The organism is Kitasatospora sp. cg17-2 (genome assembly GCF_054031055.1).
Genome location: NZ_JBSSXW010000002.1, coordinates 132,721 through 156,481, shown reverse-complemented (window position 1 = coordinate 156,481; position 23,761 = coordinate 132,721). Strand labels below are relative to the sequence as shown.

The following is a 23,761-nucleotide window of genomic DNA, read 5'->3' as shown; positions in this document are numbered from 1 at the left end:
GGACAGGTAGCGGTCGAGCCGGCTCCCCGAACGCGGACACCCCGGGCCGGACTACGACTGCGGACCGCGAGCCGGGCACCGGGCGGAACCGGTGGCCGGGTGCTGGCCGGACGGGTGGCGGGCATCGGGTCCTCGGTGAGGTGGTCGGGAGGGCGGTGGGGTGGTGCGGGTCAGGTGGCACCGGTGGTGCACAGGTGGCCCGGGCCCGGACGCTGACCGGCGCCCACCACGCGCACCGCGGCACCGTCGGCCACGGCCGTGCCGCGCACGCCGACGTTCCATCCGCCGACGTCGGCGAGGCGCCATTCGACCGGCTCGTCCGGTTCCTGGCGGCAGCCGGTGGCCTCCACCCGTGCGCCGTCGACGGTGAGGTGGCTGTGGGTGAACAGCCCGCAGTCCTCCACGGCCGAGGCGGTGCCGGCGGTCTGCGGGGGCGGGCCCAGCGGGCAGGGCAGGCGCAGCTCGGCGCTCCGGCCGTCCGCGTAGCGGGCCACGATCCCGGTGTAGCGCGGCAGGCCGTCGACGGAGCCGGTGAGGGCGCTGATCCGTTTCGGAGGCGTGTCGGTGTCCAGCAGGGCGACCGGCAGGCCGGTGGCGCGGCGCAGCGCGTCGACCCGGTCGTCGAGGGCGACCTCGGGGGCGTCCTGGCCGAAGCCGGGGTCCAGCACCCGGCGGACACCGTCGGGCCGGACGGGGTGCAGCCACTCGCTCGCCCGCCGGCACAGGTTCGCGTCGAGGGCCGCGAGGTAGTCGGGGTCGTGGGCCAGGCGGCCGTTGCCCGGGCCGGGGAGGGAGCGGGACACAGCTGATCCGTTCGGTGCAGGGGGACGGGGCGGGGAGTGCGGGTGCGGGCACGGGAGGAGCGTGGTGCCGGCAGGTGGAGGATGTTCGGGTGCCGGGTGCGGCGGTCCGTTGATCGAGCGCAGGGCGGCGCGTGCGGCCGTCAGGCGGCCCAGTACCCGGGCCGGGTCCTCTCCCTCGCGCGCCCACCGGTCCAGGACGGCCTGCGCCCGCCGGGTGGAACTGGCACGCGTCAGCAGGTAGACGACGCGGCCGGGCTGCTCGACGACTGTCAGTTCCGGGCCGCCGTCGGCGAAGGCGAGGTTCGCGATGCAGTGCGACGCGTCCGGGTTGGTGGTGGGCACGAGGACCACGCCGATGGCGCCCGCCCGGGCCCGGCGGGCCAGGCGGTCGAGCTGGTCGGCGACCACGTCCGGCCGCCCGTAGGACTGGTGGAGTGCCGATTCGTCGAGGGCGACCACCGAGCCCTGCCAGGAGGGGCGGTGCTCGGCGGCCGCGAACCGGCTGCCGGAGTCGCAGGCGCCGAGCAGACGGGCGTAGCCGTCGGTGCGCAGCCCGCACGGCACGATCGTTCCTGTCGAGCGGACCCGCACCGCCCAGTCGGCCAGTGCCTTCAGGCGGTCCTGCCGGCCCTCGGTCAGGTCGACGAAACGGTCGGCGGCGCCGGTCAGGGTGCTGTGGTGCCGATCGGCCAGTGCGAGCAGCGCCTGCCGGTCCGGGTGGCCGGGGTCCAGGCCGAGGCGTTCCGCCTCCTCCAGCACGCGCGGGCGTGTGAGGTTCTCGCCGGTCAGGCCGGGGATCCACAGGGCGGCGACCCGTGCCGCGGCGCTCGCGCCCGGCGTTGCCGTGCCCGGGCGGTTGCGGTGCCGCTCGAGGCGGTGGGGGGTCACCACGGCTGCCTGCCCGGGCGGCGCAGCGTGCCGTCCGCGGCCTTCTCCAGCAGGCGGAGGCTGGTGTCAGGGTCGTGGGCGCGATCGCGGGCGAGGTGGAGCGCGTGGTGCTCGCCGTCCAGGTAGCGGGTGTGGGCGCCCGCCGGGTTCGCGGTGACGGTGCGTCCGTCGAGGCCGAGTTCGGCGGTGTCGAAGCGCAGTGCGGCGCCGCTGTCCAACGGTACGACCCGGGCCTGCAATTGGGTGGTGCGGGCAAGGTCGGCGAGGTGGAGCATTTGTTCGGCGTGCGTGCGTGAGCTGCCCGCGCCGCGGTGCAGCAGCGCCTCGTCGATCAGCAGGGTCGTGACGGGTCCGGCACGTCGGATCCGCTGGTCGAGGGCTTCCTTGCGGGCGGCGGCGACGGCCCGCTGCCACGCGGCGGCCGTGGTGTCGTCCGCCAGCGGGTCCGTCCGGTAGATCCGGCACATCCGGCAGCCGTCGGAGGGCAGGATCCGCAGGGCCGGGTACGGGGGCGCCGTCGGCAGTGGTGCCTCGCTGCCCTCCATCCACATCCCCCGCGCCGTCGCGTCGGTGCGCAGCGGGCCGGGGATCGACGTGACCGCGGCCAGCAGCAGGTACTGGGCGGCCTGTTCGAGGAGCTGGTAGCGGTGGGCCGCGCCCGCGCCGTCGTCGGACCAGGCACGGCCGGCAGCGTCGCGTCCGGCTTCGGTCGCGGCCTGGTGGAAGTCGGCGAGGGCGACCGTGCCGGCGCCGTAGGCGTGCAGGAGGGGACGGAGGCGGTCGGCGGCGGCCGCCTCGTGCAGTACCGGGCCGTGTCCGGTCTCCAGGTCGGTGATGTCCCGGGAGGTGAGGGGCGGGAAGGCGGGGAGGCGGTCGGCGATGTCGCCGGGAGTGCGGTTCTGGCATACCCGCAGGTGGGCCAGGTGGCGGCCGAGGACGACGTAGCCCAGGCGGGGCCTGTCGAGGGTGTGGGTCACGGAAGAGGAACCGTCCGGTCGGGGCGGGAGGAATGAGGGTGGAGGGAGGCGGGTACCGGTCGGAGGACCGGCACCGGCCCGGTGGGCGCGACGACGGCGCGGACTTCGCCCGTGTGCCGCGACACCGGCGTGCGGGATCGGCAGGCGGGCGCCGCGGCGGCCGAGGGTCCACGGGGCCGCGACCTCGCAGACGGCGCTCACGCGGTCCTCCGGGCGTCGGGCCACGGACGGGCGGGCCGGCCGGGGGCCGGTGGTGTCCAGGCGGTGAGCGGGCGCCCTGACGGTGAGTAGGCGTGACAGCGGGCGCGGCCGTCGGCGGCCGCGCGGGCGGCGGTGACGCGCATCTCCTCGGCCCAGGTGGTGTCCGCCCACGCGCACACCGCCCGGGCGCGCTGTTCGTCGGCTCCGGGCGGGAGGGGCAGGAGGAACTCCAGACCGTTGTGGCCGGTGTGCTGCTCGCGTGCGCGGGCAAGGTCCCGGGCCAGGTGCGGGTCGAGGGCGGCGAGTGCGCCGGTGAGGTCGGCCAGCGCGGTCCAGCCCTCCTCCGTACGGTCCGCAGAGACCAGCAGCAGCGGGCCCCCGCCCGGGCCGGCGGGGGTGAGGGCGGCTTCGACGACGGCGGCGGTGTGCTCGGTCGCGGCGCCGGTGAGGGCGTGGACCAGGGCGTCGGCGCCCAGTCCCGGCGGCATCGGTCCGTCGACGACCAGCACCCGCGGGACCGTGGCGTCGGTGAACCGGTCGAGGGCCTGTGCGCGGGCGTGGACGGGCAGGACCTCGGCGGCCAGGCCCGTTCTGCCCAGGGCCTCGGCAAGGCGCCGGGAGTCGCGTCGGCTGCTGTGCACGACGATCCGCCGAAGGCCGTGGGCGCGGGTGAGGTCGGCGACGAGTGCGGCCGGGCCCATGTGCCGGGCGGAGCGGGCAGTGGCCGCCGCCGCGAGGCGGTAGCCGCGCATCAGGCCCAGGTCGGCGGCCGCCCGCAATGCCAGCGCCGCTGTCAGCGGGCCGGTGACGGCCGGGTCGCAGCCGTCGCGCCCCGACCGGTCGCAGGTGATGAATCGCGCCGTGGCGGTCAGACGCAGGACGCCGGCACCGGGCGGGATCCCGTCGTGACGCTCGAGCAGGTCACGCAGAGCGGGCTGGTGGGCGTCGAGGACGACCGTGAGGTCCAGGGGTGCGAGCAGGCCGTCCCGGTGGAGGCGGGTGAGGGACTCCAGGCCGTCGGGGGTGGCGACGAGGACGGCGGGCAACGTCGTTCCGACGGCCGCGCGGACCGCGCGCGCACTGGAAGCGGCCGCGACGCCGGGCGGCAGCGGCAGCCGGGCGGCCTCGGCACGGTCGACGACGGCCAGGAACTGGCCCGCGTCACGGTGTGCGGCCGCGAGGACCGCCAGGTCGTGCTCCCAGTACGCCCCGGGAGCGGTGATCACCAGCACGCGGTGCAGGCCGCCGGCGCGCGCGCCGACCGCCCCCGCCAGCGCCGCCTGCTCCCGGCGCGGGACCACCACCAGAGCCCGTCCCTCGGCGGCCAGTTGCCGGTGCGCGAGGGCCGTGGGGGCGTGAAGGTGCCCGGGCACCGGCGCCCGCACGGCTTCGAACCGGGCGGGCATGTCCGCGCGGCGCACCACCCCCGCCAGGCAGCCCAGCCCGACCGCCTGGTACCCGCTCGTCACGCCGAGGGTCTGGAACAGCGCCTCACGGCGCCGGTGCACCACCTCGGTACCCGATCCGATCTCGCGTCCGGCCGCCCGGTCGCTCACGCCGGCGGCGGTCAGACGCAGCAGGAGCCGCTCCTCCACGCCCAGGCCGTGCACGGAGCTGAGGTCCTGGGCGCCGAGGTGGCGGGCGGTCAGGTGCCCGGCCCACGCGTAGTCGGCGACCAGGTCTGTACGGGTCCGCGCGCCCGTGGCCTGCTGCAGGTGGAGCGTGCCGTCCTGCACCCGGGCGGGGGGCCACCCCAACGCCCGGGCGATCTCCTCGGTCCCGCCGGGTCCGGCGAGCAGCCGGGCCAGCGCCAGGGACCCCACGTCGGCGGGCACCGCCGTGCGCCCGCCGCGGGCGGCCGCGCTCACCGCAGCGCCCCGGTACCGCACGCCACCGGGTGGGCGCCCTCGCGCGACGCCAGCAGGATCCGCGGCGCCGGCCCCTGCGGCCGGCCGGGCGTGACCAGCACCAGCGTGCGCGACCGCGCACCCCACAGATCGACCACCCGCGCGCTCGCCCCGGCGGTGCGCCGCTGCTGCGCCGTCCGCGTGCAGCCGTCGACCCGCACGAACACCTCGGGGCCCGGCGTGGTCGGCTCCCCGGGGACAACGGTCCGGGCGGCCGCGTCCGGTCCCACCCGGCCCTCCAGCAGCCACAGCACGGTGCCGTCCGCGTAGGTACTGCGGACCGCGACCACCGTCCCGTCGGCGGTGACGGTCTCGACGCGGGGTTCGCTCCCGCCCTCGAGCAGCGGCACCCGCACGGCCGGCACCGGGGACGGCAGGTGGGCGCGGACGCAGACGGTGACCCCGTCGGCGTCGTGGGCGGTGGGGGCGGTGCACCGGGTCTCGCCGTCGACCGGGTCCGCCGTGGCGTCGATCCGCAGCGGCGCCCCGGCATCGGCGTCGTGGAGTACGGCGACCGCCGGCCCGGTGGCGCCGGCCGGAACACCGGCCCGCTCGCCGAGCGCACCGGACGGGCCGGGGCCGGGCGGCAGACCGTCGGGGCCGGTCGCCGCGGGGGCGAGGGCCTGTTCCGGGGCGGGGCCGGGACCGTGGGTCGGAGGCCTCTGGGGTGAGCGGGGGCGGGACACGAGCTGCTCCAGGATCAGGGGCGAGTGCGGGGCGGTCTGGTTCATACGGGGTCGGGGCCGTGGGGTGGTGGTGCATCCGGGGCGGCCAGGCGCTCCAGATGCCCGGTCAGGCGCCTTGTGTCGGAGCCTGAGGCGGCCGCCGTGTAGGCCTCGAGGGAGGCGGCGTACAGCGGGCGCGCGGCAGCCGGCCGGCCTGCGGCTTCGACGGCGAGGGCGCGCCACTCCCGCAGCCGCGCACTCCACAGCACGTGCCCCAGCGCCTCGGCGGCGTCCTGGGCGTGGCCCAGGACCCGGCCGGCCAGGACGGGATGTCCGGCGCCGGCGAGGACCCGGCCCGTCCACGCGAGCGCCCGCATCGCCTCCAGCGGCTCACCGGCCAGCGCCTTCCGGGCCCGGCGCAGCATCGCCAGGGCGGGCCGTGCCCGGCCGAGATCGGCGAGGGCGCCCGCCAGCGCGACCTCGGTGAGTGCGACCCCGCGTGCGTAGCCGAGGTCGTGGCGCAGCCGCAGCGCTTCCTCCAGCGGGGGGAGCGCGGCCGCGGGGCGCCCGGCGTCGAGGTGGGTGGCGCCGATGTCGTGCAGGTGCTGGGCGAGGGCCAGGGCCGCGTCGGGGTGCGGGTCGCCGGCCGCGTCGGCGAGTGCCTCGTGGAGCAGGTCGAGGGCCCGGTCGTGGTGGCCGGTGGCCCGCAGGCCGATCGCCAGCGAGTTGAGGACTTCACGATGTGCGGCAGGCGGTGCGCCCGGGTCCTGACGGACCGCGTCGAGCGCCAGCCGGTAGAGCCAGAGCCACAGGGGGTAGTCGCGGCGGACGAGGACCAGCGGCCACAGGGCGAGGGCGGCGCGCCACACCAGCGTGTGGTGCCCTGCGCGGGCGGCGGCGTCGACGAGCGGGCGCACCAGCGGTTCCTGGGCGTCGAGCCAGCTGCGGGCGTCGGCCGCGCCGGCGAACGGCGGGTGCCCGGTGGTGGTGGCGGGGTCGGGAACCAGGAGCGGGCGGCGGGCGCTGGCGAGGGTCCCGGCCCGTTCGGCGGCGTCCACCCACCACGAGATCGCCCGCAGCACGGTGGCGGCCGTGGACGCGGGTCCGTCGGTGGCGGTGGCGAGGGCGGCGGCGTGGTCGTGGCCGGGGCCGGGGAGCCGGTAGCGGGGCCCGGTGGGGCCCTCGCCCGCGGTGGTGGCGAGGTGGCGGCGTTCGAGCGCCGCGAGGTGCGTGGCGGCGGTGGCCGGGTCGGTGCCGGTGGCGGTGGCGGCGGCGAGCAGGAAGGCGTCCACCGGGACGGGGGGCAGTGCCCCGAGGGCGCGGTAGGCGGCGGCGCGGGTGTCGTCGAGGCGGGCGTGGGCCTGGTCGAGGGCGCGGTGCACGGCGTTCTCCACGGGATGGGGCCGGCGCGCGCCGGGGGGCCGGGTCAGGGCGAGGGCGAGGTGGGCGGGGGTGAGGTCGGGGTCGAGCTGGAGCTGGGCGGCCGCCAGGGCGATCGCGATCGGCAGGCCCGCGCACGCCTCGACCAGCCGCTCCATGCCCTCTCCCTCGCCGTGGTGCGGTTCGCGGCAGGAGAGCGCGGCGAGGAGGTGGCCCGCCTCGGCCGGCGGGAGCGGGCCGAGGTCGTGGTGAACGGCGCCGTGGGGCACCAGGTCGGCGAGGGGGGCCGGGGCGGTCACCACGGTGCGGCATTCGGCGGCGGGCAGGAGGTCGGCGACCAGGGTGTCGTCGAGGGCGCCGGCGAGCAGGACCGCCGGGCGGCGGGCGGCGCTCAGGGTGCGCCACAGGCCCTGGGCCTCGTCGAGCCGCTCGGGCACCTGGGGCGCGCCGAGCGCGCGCAGCCAGCCCGCGAGGACTTCCAGGGCCGCGGGCGTGCGGCCGGCGGCGGGCCGCAGGTCGGCGGCCAGGTAGCCGCCCGGCTCGTCCTGTGCGCGCAGTACCCGTGCAGCCAGGGCGGTGCGGCCGATGCCGTCCGGGCCGACCAGGACCGCGATGCGGCCGGCGGCCAGGGTCGCGGCCACCGTCGCCTGTTCGGTGGCCCGGTCGACGAACACGGGTGCGGGGCGGGGCAGTTGGGAGGGGCGTTGCCACTGCTGGGTGGGGCCGGGGTGGATGTGGACGCCGCCGTGGATGCTGCGGGCCTGCACCACCGGCCCGCCCACGCTTCCGCCGGTGATCGTGTTCGTGGTCGTGTTCACCGCGCCGCCTCCGTCGGGGCCGCGAGGCGGCGCGTGCCGGCGGCCTTGCGGGCTTCGGTGTCCAGGTCGACGTGCGTGCAGTCCCACAGCGTGCGCAGCCACCGGGTCGCCGTGATCCACCCCAGCCGCGGATCGTCGTAGCTCAGCACGTCCTGCCCGGTCTCCACCGGGCGGCCGTCGCGTTCGGCGAATACCGGGCCTGCGACGTGCGTCAGTTCGCTGTCGCCCGCGCGGACCGACACCCAGCCGCGCCGGCGCCCCTCCGGGCACGCGCCGCGCGAGTGCCGTGCGCACGGCAGGCAGATCGGCGGGTGCTCGACCCGCGCGCCCTCCGGCCACCCGGCGGGTGCCGCGTCGGGGCGGGGCATCAGCCACAGCGTTCCCGCCGCGGTGCGGTCCGGCTCGCCCGTGCAGCCCTGGCAGCGCTCGTCGGCCATGAACCGGTGCTGGCGGGCCGGGTGGACCAGCTTGAGGCGGGCGGTGCCCGAGCCGGGGTCCTGGAGGCGGCGCTGGATCAGCACGCCCATCGCGTCGCGGTCCGCCACTCTCTCGTCCGCGTAGCCGACACCGAGGACCCGGGCGGGCCGGAACGCGGTCGCTTGCGAGGACCGGAGCACGATCTCGCCGGTGCGGGACTCTCCGGACCACAGGGTCACCGCCGGTACCCCGCGCGGCATCGTGGTCACCGGCGGACCCCGCTCTCCAGGACCAGCACGGCGAAGCCCTCGGCCGCCGCCGCGCCGTCCGGCGGGCCCGTCGTACGCCAGGTGGAGGCCAGGGCGTCGACCTCGGCGCCGGTGCGCGGATGCCAGTCGAGCCCGGCCCCGGCATGGGCCGCGGCAACCGCCGCCCGCCGCTGCCCCTCGCGGGCGGGCATCCGGTGGGTGACGACCAGGACGCTGCCGGCGGGCAGTTCCTCGCCCAGCGCTCGGAGCAGCCCGTGGGCCTGCCGATCGGTCAGCTCGTGCAGGACGTCCGACAGGACGACGGCCACCGGCCGCCGCCAGTCCAGGCCCGCGAGCGGGGAGCGCAGGCCCGCCAGGAGCGGGCCCGGTGCGGTGAGGTCGGCCAGCAGGTGCCGGGCGCGGCCGGGCACCGGCGTGTGGAGCAGGGCGCGGGCGTGGACCATCACCATCGGGTCCCGGTCCGCGTAGAGGAACCGCGCGCCCGGGGCGGCCGGCAGGACGGCGGCGTGCAGCGGACGCAGCGCGGGCGGTGCTCCGCGGTGATCGCCGGTGGTCAGGCCGCATCCGAGGTCGGCGAACTGGGCCGTCCCGCCGGCGGCGAGGCGGGCAACGTGCTCCAAGGCAGTGCGGCGGGCCGTGACGGCACGCGTGCCCCACGCGGGGTCCGCCCGGCGCAGGGCGTGGGCGGCGAGCCGGTCGGGCGCGAAGTGGTCCTTGCCGCCGAGGAGTTCACCGGCCACGCGCGCGGACGTGGCGGTATCGGTCCGCACGTCGGGGCGGGCGTGGTCCTCGGACCACCGTGCGCGCCACCAGGGCGCGAGCACGTACGGTTCGGCCCGGTCGGTCTGCTGCGCGGGGCGGACGCCCGTGCGCGGGCGCGAGGCGGCCTGTCGGCCGGCCGGGCGGTCGGTGAGGCTCCCGCGCGGGGAGGCGGGCCGGGTCACGCGGCACACTCGCCGGTGTCCGTGCGGCGGCGCGGCGGTGCGACGACGTCCCCGTCGGGCAGCAGCAGTCCGGTGTCGTCGAACTGCACGGCGCCGTTGCACAGCAGAGCCCAGCCCTGTTCCGGGTGGCTGGCCACCGGGACGGCCGCCCGGGCGTCTTTCGCGTCGGCGTCCGGGCAGGGCGGACGGTGGCCGCAGCTCATGACCCCTCCCCCGTCGGCGCGGTCGAGGACTCGTGGGTGGGGTGGGTCAGGTGCACCTGCGGGATGCCGGGCGTTGCGGCGGGAGTGGGGGGGGGGGGGGGGGGGGGGGGGGGGGGGGGGGGGGGGGGGGGGGGGGGGGGGGGGGGGGGGGGGGGGGGGGGGGGGGGGGGGGGGGGGGGGGGGGGGGGGGGGGGGGGGGGGGGGGGGGGGGGGGGGGGGGGGGGGGGGGGGGGGGGGGGGGGGGGGGGGGGGGGGGGGGGGGGGGGGGGGGGGGGGGGGGGGGGGGGGGGGGGGGGGGGGGGGGGGGGGGGGGGGGGGGGGGGGGGGGGGGGGGGGGGGGGGGGGGGGGGGGGGGGGGGGGGGGGGGGGGGGGGGGGGGGGGGGGGGGGGGGGGGGGGGGGGGGGGGGGGGGGGGGGGGGGGGGGGGGGGGGGGGGGGGGGGGGGGGGGGGGGGGGGGGGGGGGGGGGGCGCGCAGGGCGGCGACCAGCAGGCTCTGCCGGCGCACGGCCCGCACCGTCCAGCCGTCGGTGCGGCGCTCCTGGGCGAACAGCAGGCACCCCTCGACGCGGAGATACCCGGACATCTCGGTGCCCCCGGGCAGCAGCTGCGCGGCCAGGTCCGCCGGGTCCCATCCGGCGGTGTCGGGCCGCACGCAGACGATGGATCCGTCCGGGTAGGTGGTGGTGCTCTGCGTGCCGTCCTCCTGCCGGACCTGTCCGGCGGTGTCGGGCCGGTCGGCCAGGACCGCGACCGGCAGCGCCGGACCGGGCTCGCCGGCGTGCCGCGCGGAGGCGTGCGGGGTGTCGGCGGGGCGGGCCGTGGTGTCGGTGGGGGGCACCGGACCTCCGTGAGGGGTGAGGTGGGACTGGAACGGGGCGGGTGGCGCGCCGGGCCCGGGGCGGGCGGCGGCCCCGGTGTGCGGGCGCCGGGAGCGGTGCCCACGGGGTGCGGGGAGCGGTGGTCGCACGTGGGCCGCCGCTCCCGCGCCGATGCCCGCGACGAGGACGAACGCGGTGAGGAGCAGGGCAGGCCAGACCTCGGTGCGGACCGCCGCCGTGAGGAGCGCCGCCACCCCGGCGGCCACGAGGGCCAGCAGGACCACGCCGAGCAGGGCGTACAGGGTCGTGGGAGGCCGCTGGGCGGGTGAGGTGCGCGGTGTCGTCATGCCGCCCCCCTCGACACCCCGGCCCCGGTGGCGGCGGGGCGTACGAGTTTCAGGTGCGGGGCGGTGCCCTCGCCGGGCCGGTCCGGGACCACGGCCAGCAGCAGCCAGCCCTGCGCCTGGAGGGCGAAGGCCCGCCACCCGCCGGCCGCGGCCACGAGTGCGGGGTGCAGCCTGCTCTCCAGGAAGACCCGCGCCTCGCCGGTCCGCGCCCCGGGAGCCACGCTCGTGAGCAGGTCCTGCTCCTGCCCGGCGCGCCCCGGCACGGCCGGGCAGGTGCGGGTGAAGCTGCCACCGGTGTAGGAGCAGGTGACGGCGAGGGCGCCGCTGTTGGCGGTGGCGCGGACGCCGGCCAGCGGGGCGGTGGCCGAGAGCAGGAGCGCCGCTGCGACGCCGGTACGGTCGGCCACTGCGCCCGGCTTCTGCGGCATCGCGGGTCGCGGTTCGCCGTACGCCCGGGCCGGGTCGAGACCGACCGGCGTCAGGGGCCAGCAGGCCGCCACGGCACGCGGGTCGTACGGGCCGTCGGTGCGCGGTCGGCCCCGCCGGGAAGGAGCGGTCGCGGTTCGGGGGAGGGACATCGCAGTCCTCGCGGGTCGCAGGGAAAGGTGATGGGTGGCGGCCGGTCAGCGGGAGGATCTGCGGCGGACCTCGGAGGCGAGGTCGGACAACGCGAGGTCCATGGCGGCGAGGTCGGCCGCGCCGTCGCCCGCGAGGGCGACCAGTGAGCCGTCGGCCAGCGGCTGTGCCAGCAGCGTCAGGGCGGCGAACTCGCCGCAGAAGCGGTTGAGGCCCGGGTCCCGGGAGTGCGAGGCGCCGATCGCGGCGCCGCAGCCCCTGATCGCCGCGGTGGCGGCGGTGAGCGCGGCGGCCGCCGCCTCCGCGGTGTCCCGGTGCAGGTCGCCGGCCGAGCTCAGTAGCAGGCCGTCCGCGCTCACGTGCAGGGCCGCGAACACGCCGGCGGCGGCGAGGGCGGCGGTCAGCGCCTCCGGGCCGACCGGTGCGAGAGGGCCGGCGCCGTGGGGGCGGGTGGACACGGGGGCGGGCGAGGCGGGTGTCGACAGGGGCATCGGGTCGGCCTTTCGGGTCGGTGGGGTCACTGGAAGGGGGGCGGGACGGGGGCGGCAGCCGGTGGCGGGACGAGGAGGGCCGGTGGCAGCAGGAGGGCGGCGGCGGTCCGTCCGGGCATGCTGGTGAGGGACACCCGCAGGTCCAGGTGCCGGACGGCCGCCGCCACCAGGCGCATACCGAGGCCGGGCCACGGCGCCCGGGCCGGTGCGCACCCGCCCTGTGCCAGCACCCGCCGTGCGGCCGCGAGGGTCTCCTGCGGCAGGCCGGGGCCGTGGTCGGTGACAGCCAGCCACACGGCGCCGCTCCCGGCATCGGTCGAGCACTCCAGGACGGCCCCCGCCTGCTGCCCGCCGTGCCGCACCGCGTTGTCCAGGAGTTCCGCCGCCGCAGCGGCCAGGGGCTCGACGGCTGCGGGCACCACGGTGAGGTCCGGGGTGTCCGCGACCCGCACGCGCTCGTAGTGCGCGACCCGGCTCTGCGCGGCCCGGGCCACGTCGTGCAGGGCGGCGGGCCGAGACCGTGCGGGCCAGGGCCCGCCGGACAGGACGGACAGTCGCACGCCCAGGTGGGCTGCCAGCACATTGGCGTGGTCGGCACGGTAGAGGTGGTCGAGCGGCACCTCGGCTCCGATCGACTGCTGGGCCGCGAGCAGGTCCTGGCCCTGGCGGGCGAGCAGGTCGAGGATGGGGTGCACGGCCGCCGCCGTCTCCTCGGCGGCCAGCCGCCGGATTCGGCCGGTGGAGCCGAGGACCAGATCGGCGGCCCGCACCACGGCCGGAGGTGCTCCGTCCAGGCGCGCCGGGAGACCCGTCTCGGCGCAGCGAAGCAGGTACGGGAGCCAGGCGTCGACGAAGTCGGCCACCGCGACGTCCTGAGTCCGGGTCCGGTCGGCGGCCTGAGCGGCCGCGGCCCGGCCCCGGTGACGGCCGGCCCGCGCGAAGACCGCCATCACGACCCCCCGCCCAGGCCCGCGCGGACGCCGGCACACCGTCGAACGCCGGGTGCACCGGCGCGGGGGCGCCGGCGCCCTCCATCGGTATCCGCGTGCCGACGTGACGATCGAACGCACGCCTCCGCGGCCAGGAGCGCCCCGGACGGGCTCGAACAGGTCACCGTCGGCACTCCGGGACAACCGTCCACAAGTCGGACCGGACCGGACCGGTCGTCAAGTCGGTTCCGCACGCTGCTCGGTGTGAGGACCGGACGGGGTGCGGACTTGCGGAACAGGGGCTCCGCAAGGCCAGGACAGGCCATATCGTCATGACAGTGAGCGAACCGCCTGTCACGCCCGGTGTGAATGCCGGGGGCGGGGTGGATGCCGTTAACGCCGTTAAAGATCGTTTCGAGCACAGGGAGCACACGGTGGCGCCGGTCCGCAATCAACACCTTGAGGCCGTGGTCCGGGAACTGGGCTGGTCCCAGGACCGACTCGCGGCCCAGGTGCGCCGGACGGCGGCCGAAGCCGGGGCCGACGAACTGCTGTCGGTGACGCGGTCCCACATCGCGCAGTGGCTCCGCGGATCGCGGCCGAGCGGCCGCACGCCCGCTATCTTGTGCGAGGCGCTGTCCCGCGGACTGGGACGTCCGGTCACCCCGGCCGAGATCGGCCTCGCCGCTCAGGGCCAGGAGGCGGCCGGCTGGGACAGCGACCCCGTGTCCGCACTCGCGAACCTCAGGGATGACATGCTCGGTCGCCGACCGCTCCTCTTCTCCGCCCTCGCCGCCACCGTTCCGGGCCCCGCCTGGTGGGGCGAGCACCGCGACCGCGCCCGCAACCGGGCTCCCGTCGCGCTGCTCACGGTCTCCGAGGCGCACGTGGAGGCCCTGCGGGATGCCGCGGGCTTCTACTCCCGCCAGGACCAGAGACTGGGCGGACGGGCCGGCCGCCCCTCCCTGCGGGCCTACCTGGGCACCGACGTGGCCGCCTACCTCGCCGCGCGCCCGACGAGCGAGCGGGTGCGCACCGACCTGCTCGCCGCCGCCGGCCAACTCGCCTATCTCGACGGCTGGATGGCCTTCGACGGCGGCGACCAGGGCGGCGCCCAGCAGGGCTTCGCGCTGGCGCTGGCGCTGGCCGCCGAAGCGGACGACCCCGCGCTCGCCGGGCACATCCTGCGCGCCCAGGCCCACCAGGCGCTCGACCTCGGCCACCGGTCGATCGCCCTGCGCTTCGCCGACGCCTCCGTCGACAGCCCCCGCTACACGGCCGCGAGCCCCCGTGAGCGGGCGCTGCTCGGAGTCGTCCACGCCCGCGCGCTGGCCGCAGCCGGGCGCAAGCCGGACGCGATGGCGGCACTGAACCGCGCCGAGCGCGACCTCGCCGCCGCCGACCGCGGCCAGGACCGGGAACCGGAGCGCGTCGCCTTCTTCGCCGAAGCCAGCCTCGCGCACGAGACCGCCCTGACCCTGCGGGCCCTGGGCGACCTGCAGGCAGCGGAGGAGGAGATGAGGCGCAGCGTGCGGACCCGCCAGCGGGCCTCGGCCCGTACGCACGCCGTGACCCTCGGGTACCTGGGGGCCGTCCAGGCCCAGCGCGGCCACATCGAGGAGGCGTGCGCGACCTGGCACACCGCGCTCGACGCGATGGCCGGCATCCAGTCCGGTCGGACCCGTGACGTCGTGCGGCAGATGCGCAGCGCGCTGTCCCCGGTCCGTGGCCGGGGCGGCAACACGGCCGCCGAGCTGGACAGCCGTGCCCGCGAGGCTCTTCGCGGCATAGGCTGAGCGCGCCGCGACGAGCGCCCGACCGGCCGGACGCCGGGCGGCTCCGGGGAGGAGAAGCGCATGATCGTGATCGAGCCTGTCGCCGTGGTGGTCGGAGGTCATTCCGAGCCGGCCGACGACTACCAGGGCGGCGTCCGGTCGGTGATCCGGCTCAACCCCGGCTTCCCGCTGGACGCCGTGCAGGGCCTCGAGGAGTTCAGCCACCTGACCGTCACCTGGCACTTCCACCTCGGGTCGCCCGACGACGTGGAACTCCACGCCCGAAGCCCACGCGGCAACCCCCGCTGGCCGGCGACCGGGACGTTCGTGCACCGGAACCACCGCAGGCCGAACCGGCTCGCCGTCTCCTACCCCCGCCTGCTGAAGGTCGACGGCCTCGACCTTCACGTCACCGACCTCGACGCCGTCGACGGCACACCGGTCATCGACATCGCGCCGTTCTTCCGGGAGATGGGCCCCCGCGGCGAGGTCACCGAACCCGCCTGGCCCGGCGAGATGCTGACCGACTACTGGACGGACGCCGCCAGCAGGCCCCGGTAGAGCGGGCGACCCCGGCCCGCAGGCGCCGCCGCCGTCCGGCCAGCCTCCGGTGCCGCAGCTGCCGGGAGAGCCGGGCGGCCGCGCCTGCGGTAGCTGGAACGCCGCAGCAGCGGCTCGCGCCCGTGGAACCCGCCTGATCACCGAACACCGGCCTTACAGGTCGAACGCGGTGTCGCGCTCCGGTCGTCGACCGGTACGCCGGACGCCGGCGGGAGTGAAGTGCGGTCGCCGGTGCCACAGGCCGGACGGCCCCGTCCGGGGACGCCCCCGATGGTGCGCCCGTGGTGCGGCACCACCCGCCAACTCGAATCGGTCATCGTCGTCGCTCCAGGACGGTCGTCTACGGGAAGGGACGGCCCGACGGATGGTCAGAGCCGGTCACAGGCGTAGGGGTGATGAATCAACCGTGGCCCGGACGCGGCGGCATCACCAGGCCGCGGGGTGGCCATCTGGTGGCCACCTTCCGACCGCACGGGCGCAAACGCTCGCGCCATGGGGGTGGTTTGTTCGCATTTGCGGTCCCTGCCAGGGTGTGCCTTGAGGTGGAGGTGGCCATCAGATGGCCACCCCGCGGCCTGGTGATGCCGGACCGGCAGCGGCACGGTAGAGATCCGGAGACGGCGCACCCGCGTCGGCCGTGCGAGGAGGCGAAGATGTCGCTCCCGGTCCCTTCCCCGATTGGACGATGTGGCCTCGGGCTGGCGTGTGCCGACATACTCCTGCGGCTGGTCGATGAGGAGAGACCTGCAGCGGTGGCAAGGCGCCTTGCCGTTGTTCTCCTCGCCCAACACATGCCGGATCTCGCAGACGACGTCGCGTTGGTGGTCTCCGAGCTGGTCACGAACGCGCAGGGGCACGGCGGCGGGCTGGCCGAGGTCGGCATCGCCCGCTACGAGCGCGGAGTCGCTGTCACGGTCACCGACCACAGCGGTGACTACAAGCAGATCACGGATTTCATGAGGGGAATGTCGGTGGACGGTGAGTGGCGGGCCGAGAGCGGCCGCGGCCTGATCCTCGTGGGGGCCTGCGCCACGGCTTGGAGCGTCGAACCGGCGTGTCCTGCGGGCGCCATCGTGACGGCGGTCTTCCGTACAGGGGCCCTGACCTGATGGGCCGTCTGGATCCGGTGCCGCGAAACCTGGCGCCCGGACTTGCCGTCCACCCGCTCGGAGTGGGGTGCCGTTCCATCAGTGCTCCGCCGTCGCCGCGTCCGGCGGCGGACAACGAGTGGCTGAACGGCATGCGCAAGGCTGTCGAACGCGGCGCCGATCTCTTCGACGTCGCCGACACCTACGGGGAGGGGCACGCGGAGCGGCTGCTCGGCCAGGTGGTCCGGGAGTGCCGCCGACAGGGTGTCACGCTCAAGATCAGCAGTAAGGTCGGGCACAGGGGCTCCGCGCCCCACCCCTATGCGGGACCTCACCTCAGGCATCAGCTCGAGCAGAGTCTCGACAACCTGAACGTCGAGCAGATCGACCTCTTCGGACTGCCGTCGCACGACTTCGGTCCGAACGACCGCTACCTGGGGCCGGCGGTCGAGGTCCTGCGGACGATGAAGGATCTGGGCATGATCGGGGCGATCGGTCTCGTCGGCCCGCCGTGGGACCCGGCTGCGGCACCGGACGGGGTCGCTCATACGCGGTTCCACGATCTGTTCGCCGTGATCCAGCCCGATGTCGTCCTGCTCCCCTTCAACGCCCTGACCCCACTCGCGGTCCTACCGGCCACCGGGCAGGGCGATCCGTTGTTGCGCGCGGCAGAGCAGGGTGCCGGGGTTCTCCTGACCTCGCCATTGGCCGGCGGGCTTCTCACCGGCACAGCACGTCCGGCAGACCAGGCTCCGACGCACGAGAAGGCGATGAGGTCCGTCATCGCTCGCGTCCTCGAACCGCTGCGCCAGCACCTCGGCGGCCACCCGGCAGTCCTCGGACAGGCGGCGCTGCGGTATTGCCTGTCCCGCGGACCGCACACAGCCGTCGTGGCCGGGTTCGGGCAGGCCGAACACGTCGCCCTGAACTACCGCAGCCTCGACCTGGATCTCACCCCGCAGGACGAGTCCGCCATCGAATCCGCCTACGCCGCGCTGCGCGAGGAACTCAGGTCGAAGACACACCAGGCCGTGCGTCAGGACAGGGCAACGCGCTGAAGCGTCCGCCACCGGTACTGCCGGGTACCGCGACGCAGCTCGACCAGGTCGAGCGACTCAACGACCAGGGACACCGGCGCGAGCAAACGCAGCGGCTCGACGGCCTTGATGAAAGGAGGTGCCGGCCGGTCGGAGGGGCTGTATCCGATACCGAGGTGCGGCCGCCACCGGCCGGTTCCCGTTCCTCCGGGGACGCCGAGGGCACGCCCAACGGCGGTGAGCTGCTGGTGCAGGTGCACAAGGCCGGTCCACGGAGTGACGGAGAAGCGGACCGCGCCGCGTGACCCGGCGAGGGGATGCGCCACCAGGACGAGCCGGGGCAGCCCCAGTCCGCGGACGCGGTCGGCCAGGGCGTCCACGGTCCGGGCCGGCACGTCGGTGGCGTCGCCGATACGCAGGACCGTGACGTGCAGGCCCTCGGGCGGTGTCAGGTCGAGACCCAGGTGCTGGAGAGCACGCTGGCACTGTGCTGCCCGCTCGGCGAGCTGGTGGTGCCCGTTGAACGTGAGCATCCAGTACAGGCGCCGGGTGCGGGTGTCCCAGCCGGGACGGTCCCAGTGGTTCACCAGGTGCTCGAGCCCGGCGTAGGCCTCCCAGTCGGCGCGCACGATGGTGTCCGCGTCGTCGAGGTCGGACGGCGGATCGGCCGGAAAGGCCGTGTGGTCGGATACCAGGGCCACGATCGGTTCCTCCGGCAGTTCAGGCGGCGCCGGGGATCCCGGTGCTCCCCGCGACGGTACCGGCGGTGGGGTGCGCGCGGAAGGCGCGCAACTGCTCGGCGAAGCCGCCGACAGCCGGTTCGTCCTTCCAGCGAGCGGCGCGCGCGTAGAGTTCGACGCCGCGCAGCCACACGGACCGGATCGGCGCGGTGGCGCCCGACCCCAGCGCCCGCTGCCCGAGGTCCATGGCCGTCTCGACGTCCGGCTGCGCTTGGTGGAGCAGGGCGGTGGCCACGTCGAGGCCCACCAAGGCACGACTCCAGACAGAATCGGAGCCGGCCAGCAGCGGCTCGAGGTCCCGGGCCCGGTCCAGGACCTGCCCGGTGTCCCCAAGGGACAGATGGGCGGTGACCACATTGGCCAGCGTACGGGCCTCGGAGTACGGCACGAACGCGATGCAGGGCGTCAGCCCGGGAGGGAGAACGTGACTCTCTGAGAGCTGCAGGGCCCGGTCGATGGCGTCCTTGGCCTGCCGGCGGTGGCCGGCCCGGGCAAGTGCCCGGGCGCGGCCGTTGGCCAGCAGCCGGATCGCCTGGGGGTGCTCGGGTGCGAGCGCGATCCCAGCGGCTGCCGCCTCGTCCGCCAGGTCATAGCGGCCCTGGTAGTAGTAGCCGAGAGATCGCGTGCCCAGTGCCCACATCTGCAGAGCGCGATCGTCGATCTCACCGGCGAGTTGCAGCGCCTCGGTGCTGTATGCCTGGGCCGCGGCCGGCCGGTCGACGTTGGTGGCCATGTAGCCGAGGAGACCCGAGACCTGGCCAGCGAGGCGGAACAGTTCGGCCCGGACCCGGGGTGGCTGGCGGCCGGCCAGCAGGGTGTGGAGCATGCCGCGCAGCAGCTTGGCCTCGCCGACCAGCTGGTGGGGCCCCAGTCGCTCGTAGCGGTCCACGATGCCCGTGATCGTGGCGCGGGCCATCGCGAGGACGGCAGGGTCCGTATTGGAAGCGGTGAGCTGCCGGGTCTGGTCCCCCACCTGCCAGGGGTCGTCGAACTCGAGAACATCGCCCCCGGGCGGCACGGTCCGTTCAGCAGGGGCGGCCTCCAGCGGGAGGCCGAGGGTGTCCGGGTCGACGAACTCGAAGATCCTTCCGACTGGCAGGGCGAAAAGATGCTTGAGAACCAGGCCGACCTCGATGGTCGGGGCGGTCCGCACACCCTCCAGCATCCAGCGTCGGAAGGTCCTCCGGCTGACGGTGGCCGTCCGCAGCGACGGCCGGCGCTCCTTCTCGGCGGCGATGTGCGCGGCCCGGGCGAAGCGGACGTCGAACACCTCGAACTTCTGCCACTTCTTGTCCTCGACGAGCAGCCGGAACCTGGGGACCAGCTCGCCCATCAGATGCTCCTGTCAGTCATCGGGCTCTCCTTCGGATTCGGTCGCGCTCCCGCCTGTCAGCACCCGCAGCGTCTCCGCGAAGCCCGTCGTCAGGGCGCGCAGGACAGCCTCGCCCTTCTGCGGGGTGCCCAGCGAGGGACGGCCGACGACGCCGCTGGCGGTGGACGCCTGTAGTCCGAGGACAAGCAGGTGCGGTCGTTCGGCCACGTGGTCGGCCGTGGCGTGGCCGGCGCCGACGAGCTCCGGCCACTGGTACATGAGCAGGGAGGTCTCGATCTCCCCGGCGTGCATGTCCTCGTGGGCGGTGCTCTCCAAACCGGCCGCGGAGCGGGCCGCGGCCCAGTCCTCGCGGCGCGGGAACAGCGCCATCCGCGGACCGGCCGTGTTGGACTCCTGCACGACGTTCGCCAGCACGTAGTTGCCGCCATGGCCGTTCACCACGACCAGGTGTTCGACACCCGAGGCCCGCAGCGACGCGGCGATGTCGCTGACCACCGCGATGAGGGTCTGCGCGCGGATACTGACGGTCCCCGGCCACGCGGCGTGCTCCTGGGAGCAGGCGATCGTGATCGGCGGCAGCAGGAACAGGCCGTAGGCGCGGGCGATCGCTTCGGCGATCGTGCACGCGACGAGCGTGTCGGTGGACAACGGCAGGTGGGTACCGTGCTGCTCGAAACTGCCGACGGGCAGAACCGCGACACGGCTCGCCCGCGCGGCTTCGTCGGCGCTGGTGGCGGTGGGTAGAGGAAAGGTCATGGTCACATTCTCCGGGGGATCAGGGCCACGGTGGCGCGGAAGGCCTCCATCTCCGGGGGAGAGCCGGCGAGCGGTTCGGCGAGCTTCGCCAGTCCCACCAGAGCGCCGTGAACGCGCCCGGACCCGACCGCAAGGTTCGCGGTGAGGATCTGCTGTCCCGCGGCGCCCGCCTCGTCACTCCGGCCGGTCCGCACAAGGCACTTGGCCAGCCACACCCGCGCGAGGAGACCGTCCTGCCGCAGACCTTCGGGCCAGACGGCCAGGACCTCCTCCAGCACCGTCAGAGCACCCTGGTGGTCGTCCAGCAGCATCAGGCAGTGGGCCTCGTGCGCCCGGACGTACGCGGGCACGCAGTGCAGACCGATCGCCCCCGGGTCACCGGCCGCGCCGATCCGCTCGGCCTCATCCACCAGCCGCAGGGCCTCCCCCGCGGCCCGTCGGGCACCCGTACCGTCGCCGGCGAGCGCATGTGCCTCGGCCTGGCGGACCGCGCACAGCGCCCGGTCGCGGGCCCCGTCCCCCGCCGACGACCACGCCCGGCCGGCCAGCGCCACGGCCAGCGCTGCGTGCCCACGCTCCACAGCCCCCTGCGCTTGCCGCATCATTACATAGGACACGAGAGCCGGATCGTCGGCATGCTGGGCCAGGACCAGGGCCCGGTCTAGCCAGAAGGTTGCCCGCTGCGGATCCCCCATCGTGTCGGCCGTCCAGCTCGCGAACTCCGCCCACCTCGCCTCGATCGACATGAGGCCCGCCGCCAGCCCGCCGCCCGCCCGCTCCCGGAACTGCCGGATCACCGCCATCTCCTGCACCGCAGAATGATGGATCTGTGAGGGACCGAACGCGTTGTGCGCAGCGGAGAGGATCTGCAGCATGCCCGTCCAGTGAGGCACCAGCGCCGGGTCCACCGACAACGCTCCGTCGGGGGGCGCATCCGGCACGGCCGGGCGCTCGAGGTCTCCGCTCATCGGATCGTCCGCAGGCGCCCGGAACAGTTCCTCGGCTGACGTCACCTTCTCGGTGAAGAGGTGCTCCAGAACCAGGCAGGCCTCGTGCGACGGCAGCCCCTTCAGATCGCCTGCCAGCCATCTGGTGTAGCTCCGCTGCGAGACCGACACCTGGGCGATCCGCGGATTGCCCTTCTCCACCGCCGTCTCCCGGGCGGCCCGGCTGAAGTGGAGGCAGAACGCCTCGTAGGACCACCTCTCCGACTCGACGAGCCAGCGCAGCAGAGTCATGCGAGCTCGCCGCCCTTCCGCAGTGCATGGTGAACAGGCAGGACACGGAACACCGAGCCGGAAGCGCTGGCCGCACTGTGGGGCGTGTGCTGCTGCCGCATCGCCGAGCAGCCACGGACCATGGAAGGCACCCCCTGAGAGCCGAACCCGGAGCACGCCGATCGAACCCACAGCAACCACACCGGTACGCTTCGTCGAGAACCAGGATGTCCGTCAAATCTCCAATGAGCAATGCGATTCACCAAAGTGATGGCGCAAATTGCTCCACGCCCCTTGTCCGTGTAGGGCGGATCCGGGAAGACTGCCGCCATGCCCACCAGACAGGCCACCACATCGGCCGCCCGCAAGGAGCTCGGTGACCTGCTGCGCCGTCTGCGCGTCCGGCAGGGGCTGACCGGTCCGCAGGTCGCCGAGGCCACAGGCATTGACCCGGGTACCCTCAGCCGGTACGAGACGGGCCGTCGCAGGCTCGAACCCCCGACCGTTCGGGCGCTGCTCGACCTCTTCGGTGCCGACTCTTCCGCGCGCGAGGCCGCGGCCTCGCTGTGGGAGGCGGACTCGGCCGTGAAGGCGCGTCCCGCCTGGTGGCGCCGTGGTTTCACCTTGCCCGAGGACTTCGGCCAGTACCTCGCCGACGAGCAGGAGGCCCTCCGGATCCGCTCCGTGGAACTCCACGTGCCGCCCGGCCGTCTGCAGACTGAGGACGTCGCCACCGCTGTGATCGCGGGCATGCGGCCGGACCTGACCCGCCGCGAGGTCACCGAGCTGGTGGACCTGCGCATGCGCCGACAGGTCGAGTCGCTCAGCGCGGAACAGGAGATTCTGCTCGGACCATCCGTGCTGACCCTCCCGGGCATCGCCCCAGCTGCCGCGCGCCGGCAGATCCAGCGGCTTCTCGACGCCGCGCAGCAGCCCGGGATTACGGTGCGAGTGCTGCCTCCCGATCTCCCCTACCATCCCGGTCTCGCCGCACCGTTCGTCCTGATGGACCCGCCGGTCGGTGGCACCTCCGTGTGGGTGGAGCTCATGGACCGGAGCATTAGGCTTCCCGACAGCGCGGCCGATCGCTACCAGGCTGCCTTCACCACGGTGGCCGCCGAGGCTCTCACGATCTCCCAGACGTCCGACCACCTCGCCCGACTGATAACGGAGTACGTATGATCCACGAACCGCCGACGCCTAGTCCTGCCGCAGGACTGACCTGGGTGAAGTCCAGTCACAGCGGCGGTGGAGGGAACTGTGTGGAGGTCGCCGCATCCGGCCGCCTGTACTACATCCGGGACTCGAAGGATCCGCACGGCCCGACACTGGCCGTCACACCTCAGGCATACGCAGATCTTCTGCGCGGCGTTGCAGCCGGTGAATTCGACAGCCCCGAGTAGGCCAGTCGGCCACGGCCTCGCCTTTCCTCGGTCCCGGGCCTTCTCGGCAGCGAAACCGGCGCCGTTGACCAGGCCCCGTGGAGACCCGCGCGAGGACGTCGCTCCGGACCGACCATTGCCCTCTACGGCGTGCTGACATCGCGCCGGACCGCCGAAGACCTCCTGGAGCTGGGGCGTTTCGCCATGAACCACCGCAGGCTCCCTGACGCGGTCGATCTCAACGACCGCGTCACCGCTACCGTGCAGGCATGACCGGTATCTCACCCACGCCCGGAGCGGCTCTCGTGCAGGCGTGCGCCGCGATCGACGCCAGCGTGCGTGGCGCGCTCCCACTTCGCCTCGCGGAGAACGAGCACTGGCGGCTGCCGGACGGTGTGATCGTCCGGATCAGCCAGCCGGGCCAGTGGGAAGCGGCCGTCCGGGAAGTGCATGTTGCCCGCTGGCTGGCGGCCAACGGTGTGAGAGCAGTCGAGCCGCTCGACCTGGAGCAGCCGGTCGAGGCCGGCGGCCGGCCGGCCACGTTCTGGAGCGAGGCGCCTCGCCACGAGCACGGGAGCATCGCCGACCTAGCCGCGGTCCTGCGCACACTTCACGCCCTGCCCGAACCCGACTTCGAGCTCGGCGCACTCGATCCCTTCGTCCGGATCACGGAGCGGCTCAGGGTCGCAACATCGCTCCCGGGGAACGACCGGCAATGGCTCCTTGACCTTCACCGAGACCTCACCGATGCGTGGGAGAACGGCGTCGCCGGCAGCTCACCGTGGACCCCGATCCACGGTGACGCCTGGCCCGGCAACATCGTCCGGACGGCTGCCGGTCCCATGGTCATGGACCTCGAACACTTCTCGAAGGGCCTACGCGAGTGGGACCTCGTCTCCACAGCGGTTCGGGCTCGGACCACCGGAGCCGTCAGTGAGGCCGAGTACACGGAATTCTGCGAGCTGTACGGCTACGACGTCACTGCCTGGCACGGCTTCAGCGTCCTGGCCGGTGCCCGAGAACTGCGCATGGTCAGCTACGCAGCACAGCACGCAGCCCGCAACCCCGAATGGCGCCGCGAGGCGCAGTACCGGGTCGACTGCCTTCGTGGTCGACACGGAAGTCGACCGTGGAGGTGGACCGGCATCATGTGAGTCTCGCCGAGAGGACCCACAGCACATCGTGGCCCTCGACAACGAGATTTTCGCCCTCCGGGGAGGCTCCGCCGGCCACCTCGG

At 75.2% G+C, this 23,761-nt stretch carries 23 protein-coding genes; 8 read left to right on the top strand and 15 right to left on the bottom strand.

Going from position 1 to position 23,761, the window contains the following annotated elements; translation table 11 throughout:
* Positions 1-170: 170 nt before the first annotated feature.
* The 8 genes from ACW14Y_RS41490 to ACW14Y_RS41455 all read right to left on the bottom strand — a co-directional run bounded on the left by ACW14Y_RS41490 (position 171) and on the right by ACW14Y_RS41455 (position 9,472).
* Positions 171-1,691, bottom strand: coding sequence for a Scr1 family TA system antitoxin-like transcriptional regulator (locus tag ACW14Y_RS41490; protein ID WP_456988662.1), 1,521 nt, complete (start codon positions 1,689-1,691; stop codon positions 171-173).
* On the bottom strand, positions 1,688-2,668 hold the full coding sequence (locus ACW14Y_RS41485) for a Scr1 family TA system antitoxin-like transcriptional regulator (RefSeq protein ID WP_456988660.1): 981 nt from the start codon (positions 2,666-2,668) through the stop codon (positions 1,688-1,690). The genes ACW14Y_RS41490 and ACW14Y_RS41485 overlap by 4 nt, the downstream gene beginning before the upstream one ends.
* A 197-nt stretch (positions 2,669-2,865) precedes the next feature.
* A complete protein-coding gene (locus ACW14Y_RS41480) occupies positions 2,866-4,737 on the bottom strand; it encodes a hypothetical protein (RefSeq protein ID WP_456988658.1) in 1,872 nt (623 codons plus the stop codon).
* A complete protein-coding gene (locus ACW14Y_RS41475; protein ID WP_456988656.1) occupies positions 4,734-5,507 on the bottom strand; it encodes a hypothetical protein in 774 nt (257 codons plus the stop codon). Before ACW14Y_RS41475 ends, ACW14Y_RS41480 begins: the two co-directional genes overlap by 4 nt.
* On the bottom strand, positions 5,504-7,639 hold the full coding sequence (locus ACW14Y_RS41470) for a tetratricopeptide repeat protein (protein WP_456988654.1): 2,136 nt from the start codon (positions 7,637-7,639) through the stop codon (positions 5,504-5,506). The genes ACW14Y_RS41475 and ACW14Y_RS41470 overlap by 4 nt, the downstream gene beginning before the upstream one ends.
* Complete coding sequence (locus ACW14Y_RS41465; RefSeq protein ID WP_456988652.1) at positions 7,636-8,325, bottom strand: hypothetical protein; 690 nt, start codon at positions 8,323-8,325, stop codon at positions 7,636-7,638. Before ACW14Y_RS41465 ends, ACW14Y_RS41470 begins: the two co-directional genes overlap by 4 nt.
* The gene (locus ACW14Y_RS41460; RefSeq protein WP_456988650.1) at positions 8,322-9,269 is read right to left on the bottom strand and encodes an SAM-dependent methyltransferase; all 948 of its coding nucleotides are present in this window, start codon (positions 9,267-9,269) and stop codon (positions 8,322-8,324) included. The genes ACW14Y_RS41465 and ACW14Y_RS41460 overlap by 4 nt, the downstream gene beginning before the upstream one ends.
* Positions 9,266-9,472 carry a DUF5999 family protein gene (locus ACW14Y_RS41455; RefSeq protein WP_456988648.1) on the bottom strand — a complete coding sequence of 69 codons (207 nt, stop codon included), beginning with the start codon at positions 9,470-9,472 and terminating at the stop codon, positions 9,266-9,268. Before ACW14Y_RS41455 ends, ACW14Y_RS41460 begins: the two co-directional genes overlap by 4 nt.
* 968 nt (positions 9,473-10,440) lie before the next feature.
* Between ACW14Y_RS41455 and ACW14Y_RS41450 the strand changes: the two genes are divergently transcribed.
* Complete coding sequence (locus ACW14Y_RS41450; protein ID WP_456988646.1) at positions 10,441-10,620, top strand: hypothetical protein; 180 nt, start codon at positions 10,441-10,443, stop codon at positions 10,618-10,620.
* Positions 10,621-10,634: 14 nt separating this feature from the next.
* On the opposite strand, the gene ACW14Y_RS41445 is transcribed toward ACW14Y_RS41450, so the two are convergent.
* Genes ACW14Y_RS41445 through ACW14Y_RS41435 form a run of 3 tightly spaced genes read right to left on the bottom strand, consistent with a single transcriptional unit; the run spans position 10,635 to position 12,655 of the window.
* Positions 10,635-11,216: a hypothetical protein gene (locus ACW14Y_RS41445; protein WP_380302278.1), complete on the bottom strand. Its 582-nt coding sequence runs from the start codon at positions 11,214-11,216 to the stop codon at positions 10,635-10,637.
* Positions 11,217-11,261: 45 nt separating this feature from the next.
* On the bottom strand, positions 11,262-11,705 hold the full coding sequence (locus ACW14Y_RS41440) for a hypothetical protein (RefSeq protein WP_456988644.1): 444 nt from the start codon (positions 11,703-11,705) through the stop codon (positions 11,262-11,264).
* Between the two features lie 26 nt (positions 11,706-11,731).
* Positions 11,732-12,655, bottom strand: a complete 924-nt coding sequence (locus ACW14Y_RS41435; RefSeq protein ID WP_456988642.1) for an ATP-binding protein — start codon at positions 12,653-12,655, stop codon at positions 11,732-11,734.
* Between the two features lie 446 nt (positions 12,656-13,101).
* Between ACW14Y_RS41435 and ACW14Y_RS41430 the strand changes: the two genes are divergently transcribed.
* From ACW14Y_RS41430 to ACW14Y_RS41415, 4 genes are all read left to right on the top strand, one after another.
* On the top strand, positions 13,102-14,430 hold the full coding sequence (locus tag ACW14Y_RS41430; RefSeq protein ID WP_456988640.1) for a Tat pathway signal protein: 1,329 nt from the start codon (positions 13,102-13,104) through the stop codon (positions 14,428-14,430).
* Positions 14,431-14,490: 60 nt separating this feature from the next.
* Complete coding sequence (locus ACW14Y_RS41425) at positions 14,491-14,970, top strand: SAM-dependent methyltransferase (RefSeq protein ID WP_456988638.1); 480 nt, start codon at positions 14,491-14,493, stop codon at positions 14,968-14,970.
* A gap of 395 nt (positions 14,971-15,365) precedes the next feature.
* Entirely contained in the window at positions 15,366-16,079 is a 714-nt protein-coding gene (locus tag ACW14Y_RS41420) for an ATP-binding protein (protein ID WP_456988774.1), read from the top strand.
* Entirely contained in the window at positions 16,079-17,116 is a 1,038-nt protein-coding gene (locus ACW14Y_RS41415) for an aldo/keto reductase (protein WP_380302290.1), read from the top strand. Before ACW14Y_RS41420 ends, ACW14Y_RS41415 begins: the two co-directional genes overlap by 1 nt.
* Here ACW14Y_RS41415 and ACW14Y_RS41410 read toward each other — a convergent pair.
* The 4 genes from ACW14Y_RS41410 to ACW14Y_RS41395 are packed head-to-tail and all read right to left on the bottom strand — an operon-like array spanning position 17,095 to position 21,162.
* Positions 17,095-17,796 (bottom strand): 2'-5' RNA ligase family protein, encoded by a 702-nt coding sequence (locus ACW14Y_RS41410; protein WP_456988636.1) that lies wholly within the window; start codon positions 17,794-17,796, stop codon positions 17,095-17,097. The genes ACW14Y_RS41415 and ACW14Y_RS41410 overlap by 22 nt on opposite strands.
* Positions 17,797-17,815: 19 nt before the next feature.
* Positions 17,816-19,168: a hypothetical protein gene (locus ACW14Y_RS41405; RefSeq protein ID WP_456988634.1), complete on the bottom strand. Its 1,353-nt coding sequence runs from the start codon at positions 19,166-19,168 to the stop codon at positions 17,816-17,818.
* 12 nt (positions 19,169-19,180) lie between these two features.
* Positions 19,181-19,924 carry a creatininase family protein gene (locus ACW14Y_RS41400; protein ID WP_380302296.1) on the bottom strand — a complete coding sequence of 248 codons (744 nt, stop codon included), beginning with the start codon at positions 19,922-19,924 and terminating at the stop codon, positions 19,181-19,183.
* Positions 19,925-19,926: 2 nt separating this feature from the next.
* Positions 19,927-21,162, bottom strand: coding sequence for a hypothetical protein (locus ACW14Y_RS41395; RefSeq protein ID WP_456988632.1), 1,236 nt, complete (start codon positions 21,160-21,162; stop codon positions 19,927-19,929).
* A 309-nt stretch (positions 21,163-21,471) separates the two neighbouring features.
* Here ACW14Y_RS41395 and ACW14Y_RS41390 point away from each other — a divergent pair, with 309 nt between their 5' ends.
* The 3 genes from ACW14Y_RS41390 to ACW14Y_RS41380 all read left to right on the top strand — a co-directional run bounded on the left by ACW14Y_RS41390 (position 21,472) and on the right by ACW14Y_RS41380 (position 23,677).
* Complete coding sequence (locus tag ACW14Y_RS41390) at positions 21,472-22,323, top strand: helix-turn-helix domain-containing protein (RefSeq protein WP_380302300.1); 852 nt, start codon at positions 21,472-21,474, stop codon at positions 22,321-22,323.
* Positions 22,320-22,544, top strand: coding sequence for a DUF397 domain-containing protein (locus ACW14Y_RS41385; protein WP_456988629.1), 225 nt, complete (start codon positions 22,320-22,322; stop codon positions 22,542-22,544). Before ACW14Y_RS41390 ends, ACW14Y_RS41385 begins: the two co-directional genes overlap by 4 nt.
* 248 nt (positions 22,545-22,792) lie before the next feature.
* Entirely contained in the window at positions 22,793-23,677 is an 885-nt protein-coding gene (locus ACW14Y_RS41380; RefSeq protein WP_456988627.1) for an aminoglycoside phosphotransferase family protein, read from the top strand.
* Positions 23,678-23,761: the final 84 nt, after the last annotated feature.

Bases quoted from the DNA above. Each gene is read 5' to 3' on its own strand.
- ACW14Y_RS41395 (WP_456988632.1), bottom strand. From the start codon at position 21,162: ATGACTCTGCTGCGCTGGCTCGTCGAGTCGGAGAGGTGGTCCTACGAG.
- ACW14Y_RS41385 (WP_456988629.1), top strand. From the start codon at position 22,320: ATGATCCACGAACCGCCGACGCCTAGTCCTGCCGCAGGACTGACCTGG.
- ACW14Y_RS41400 (WP_380302296.1), bottom strand. From the start codon at position 19,924: ATGACCTTTCCTCTACCCACCGCCACCAGCGCCGACGAAGCCGCGCGG.
- ACW14Y_RS41390 (WP_380302300.1), top strand. From the start codon at position 21,472: ATGCCCACCAGACAGGCCACCACATCGGCCGCCCGCAAGGAGCTCGGT.
- ACW14Y_RS41440 (WP_456988644.1), bottom strand. From the start codon at position 11,705: ATGCCCCTGTCGACACCCGCCTCGCCCGCCCCCGTGTCCACCCGCCCC.
- ACW14Y_RS41475 (WP_456988656.1), bottom strand. From the start codon at position 5,507: ATGAACCAGACCGCCCCGCACTCGCCCCTGATCCTGGAGCAGCTCGTG.
- ACW14Y_RS41445 (WP_380302278.1), bottom strand. From the start codon at position 11,216: ATGTCCCTCCCCCGAACCGCGACCGCTCCTTCCCGGCGGGGCCGACCG.
- ACW14Y_RS41415 (WP_380302290.1), top strand. From the start codon at position 16,079: ATGGGCCGTCTGGATCCGGTGCCGCGAAACCTGGCGCCCGGACTTGCC.
- ACW14Y_RS41455 (WP_456988648.1), bottom strand. From the start codon at position 9,472: ATGAGCTGCGGCCACCGTCCGCCCTGCCCGGACGCCGACGCGAAAGAC.
- ACW14Y_RS41405 (WP_456988634.1), bottom strand. From the start codon at position 19,168: ATGGGCGAGCTGGTCCCCAGGTTCCGGCTGCTCGTCGAGGACAAGAAG.
- ACW14Y_RS41435 (WP_456988642.1), bottom strand. From the start codon at position 12,655: ATGGCGGTCTTCGCGCGGGCCGGCCGTCACCGGGGCCGGGCCGCGGCC.
- ACW14Y_RS41380 (WP_456988627.1), top strand. From the start codon at position 22,793: ATGACCGGTATCTCACCCACGCCCGGAGCGGCTCTCGTGCAGGCGTGC.
- ACW14Y_RS41425 (WP_456988638.1), top strand. From the start codon at position 14,491: ATGATCGTGATCGAGCCTGTCGCCGTGGTGGTCGGAGGTCATTCCGAG.
- ACW14Y_RS41420 (WP_456988774.1), top strand. From the start codon at position 15,366: ATGAATCAACCGTGGCCCGGACGCGGCGGCATCACCAGGCCGCGGGGT.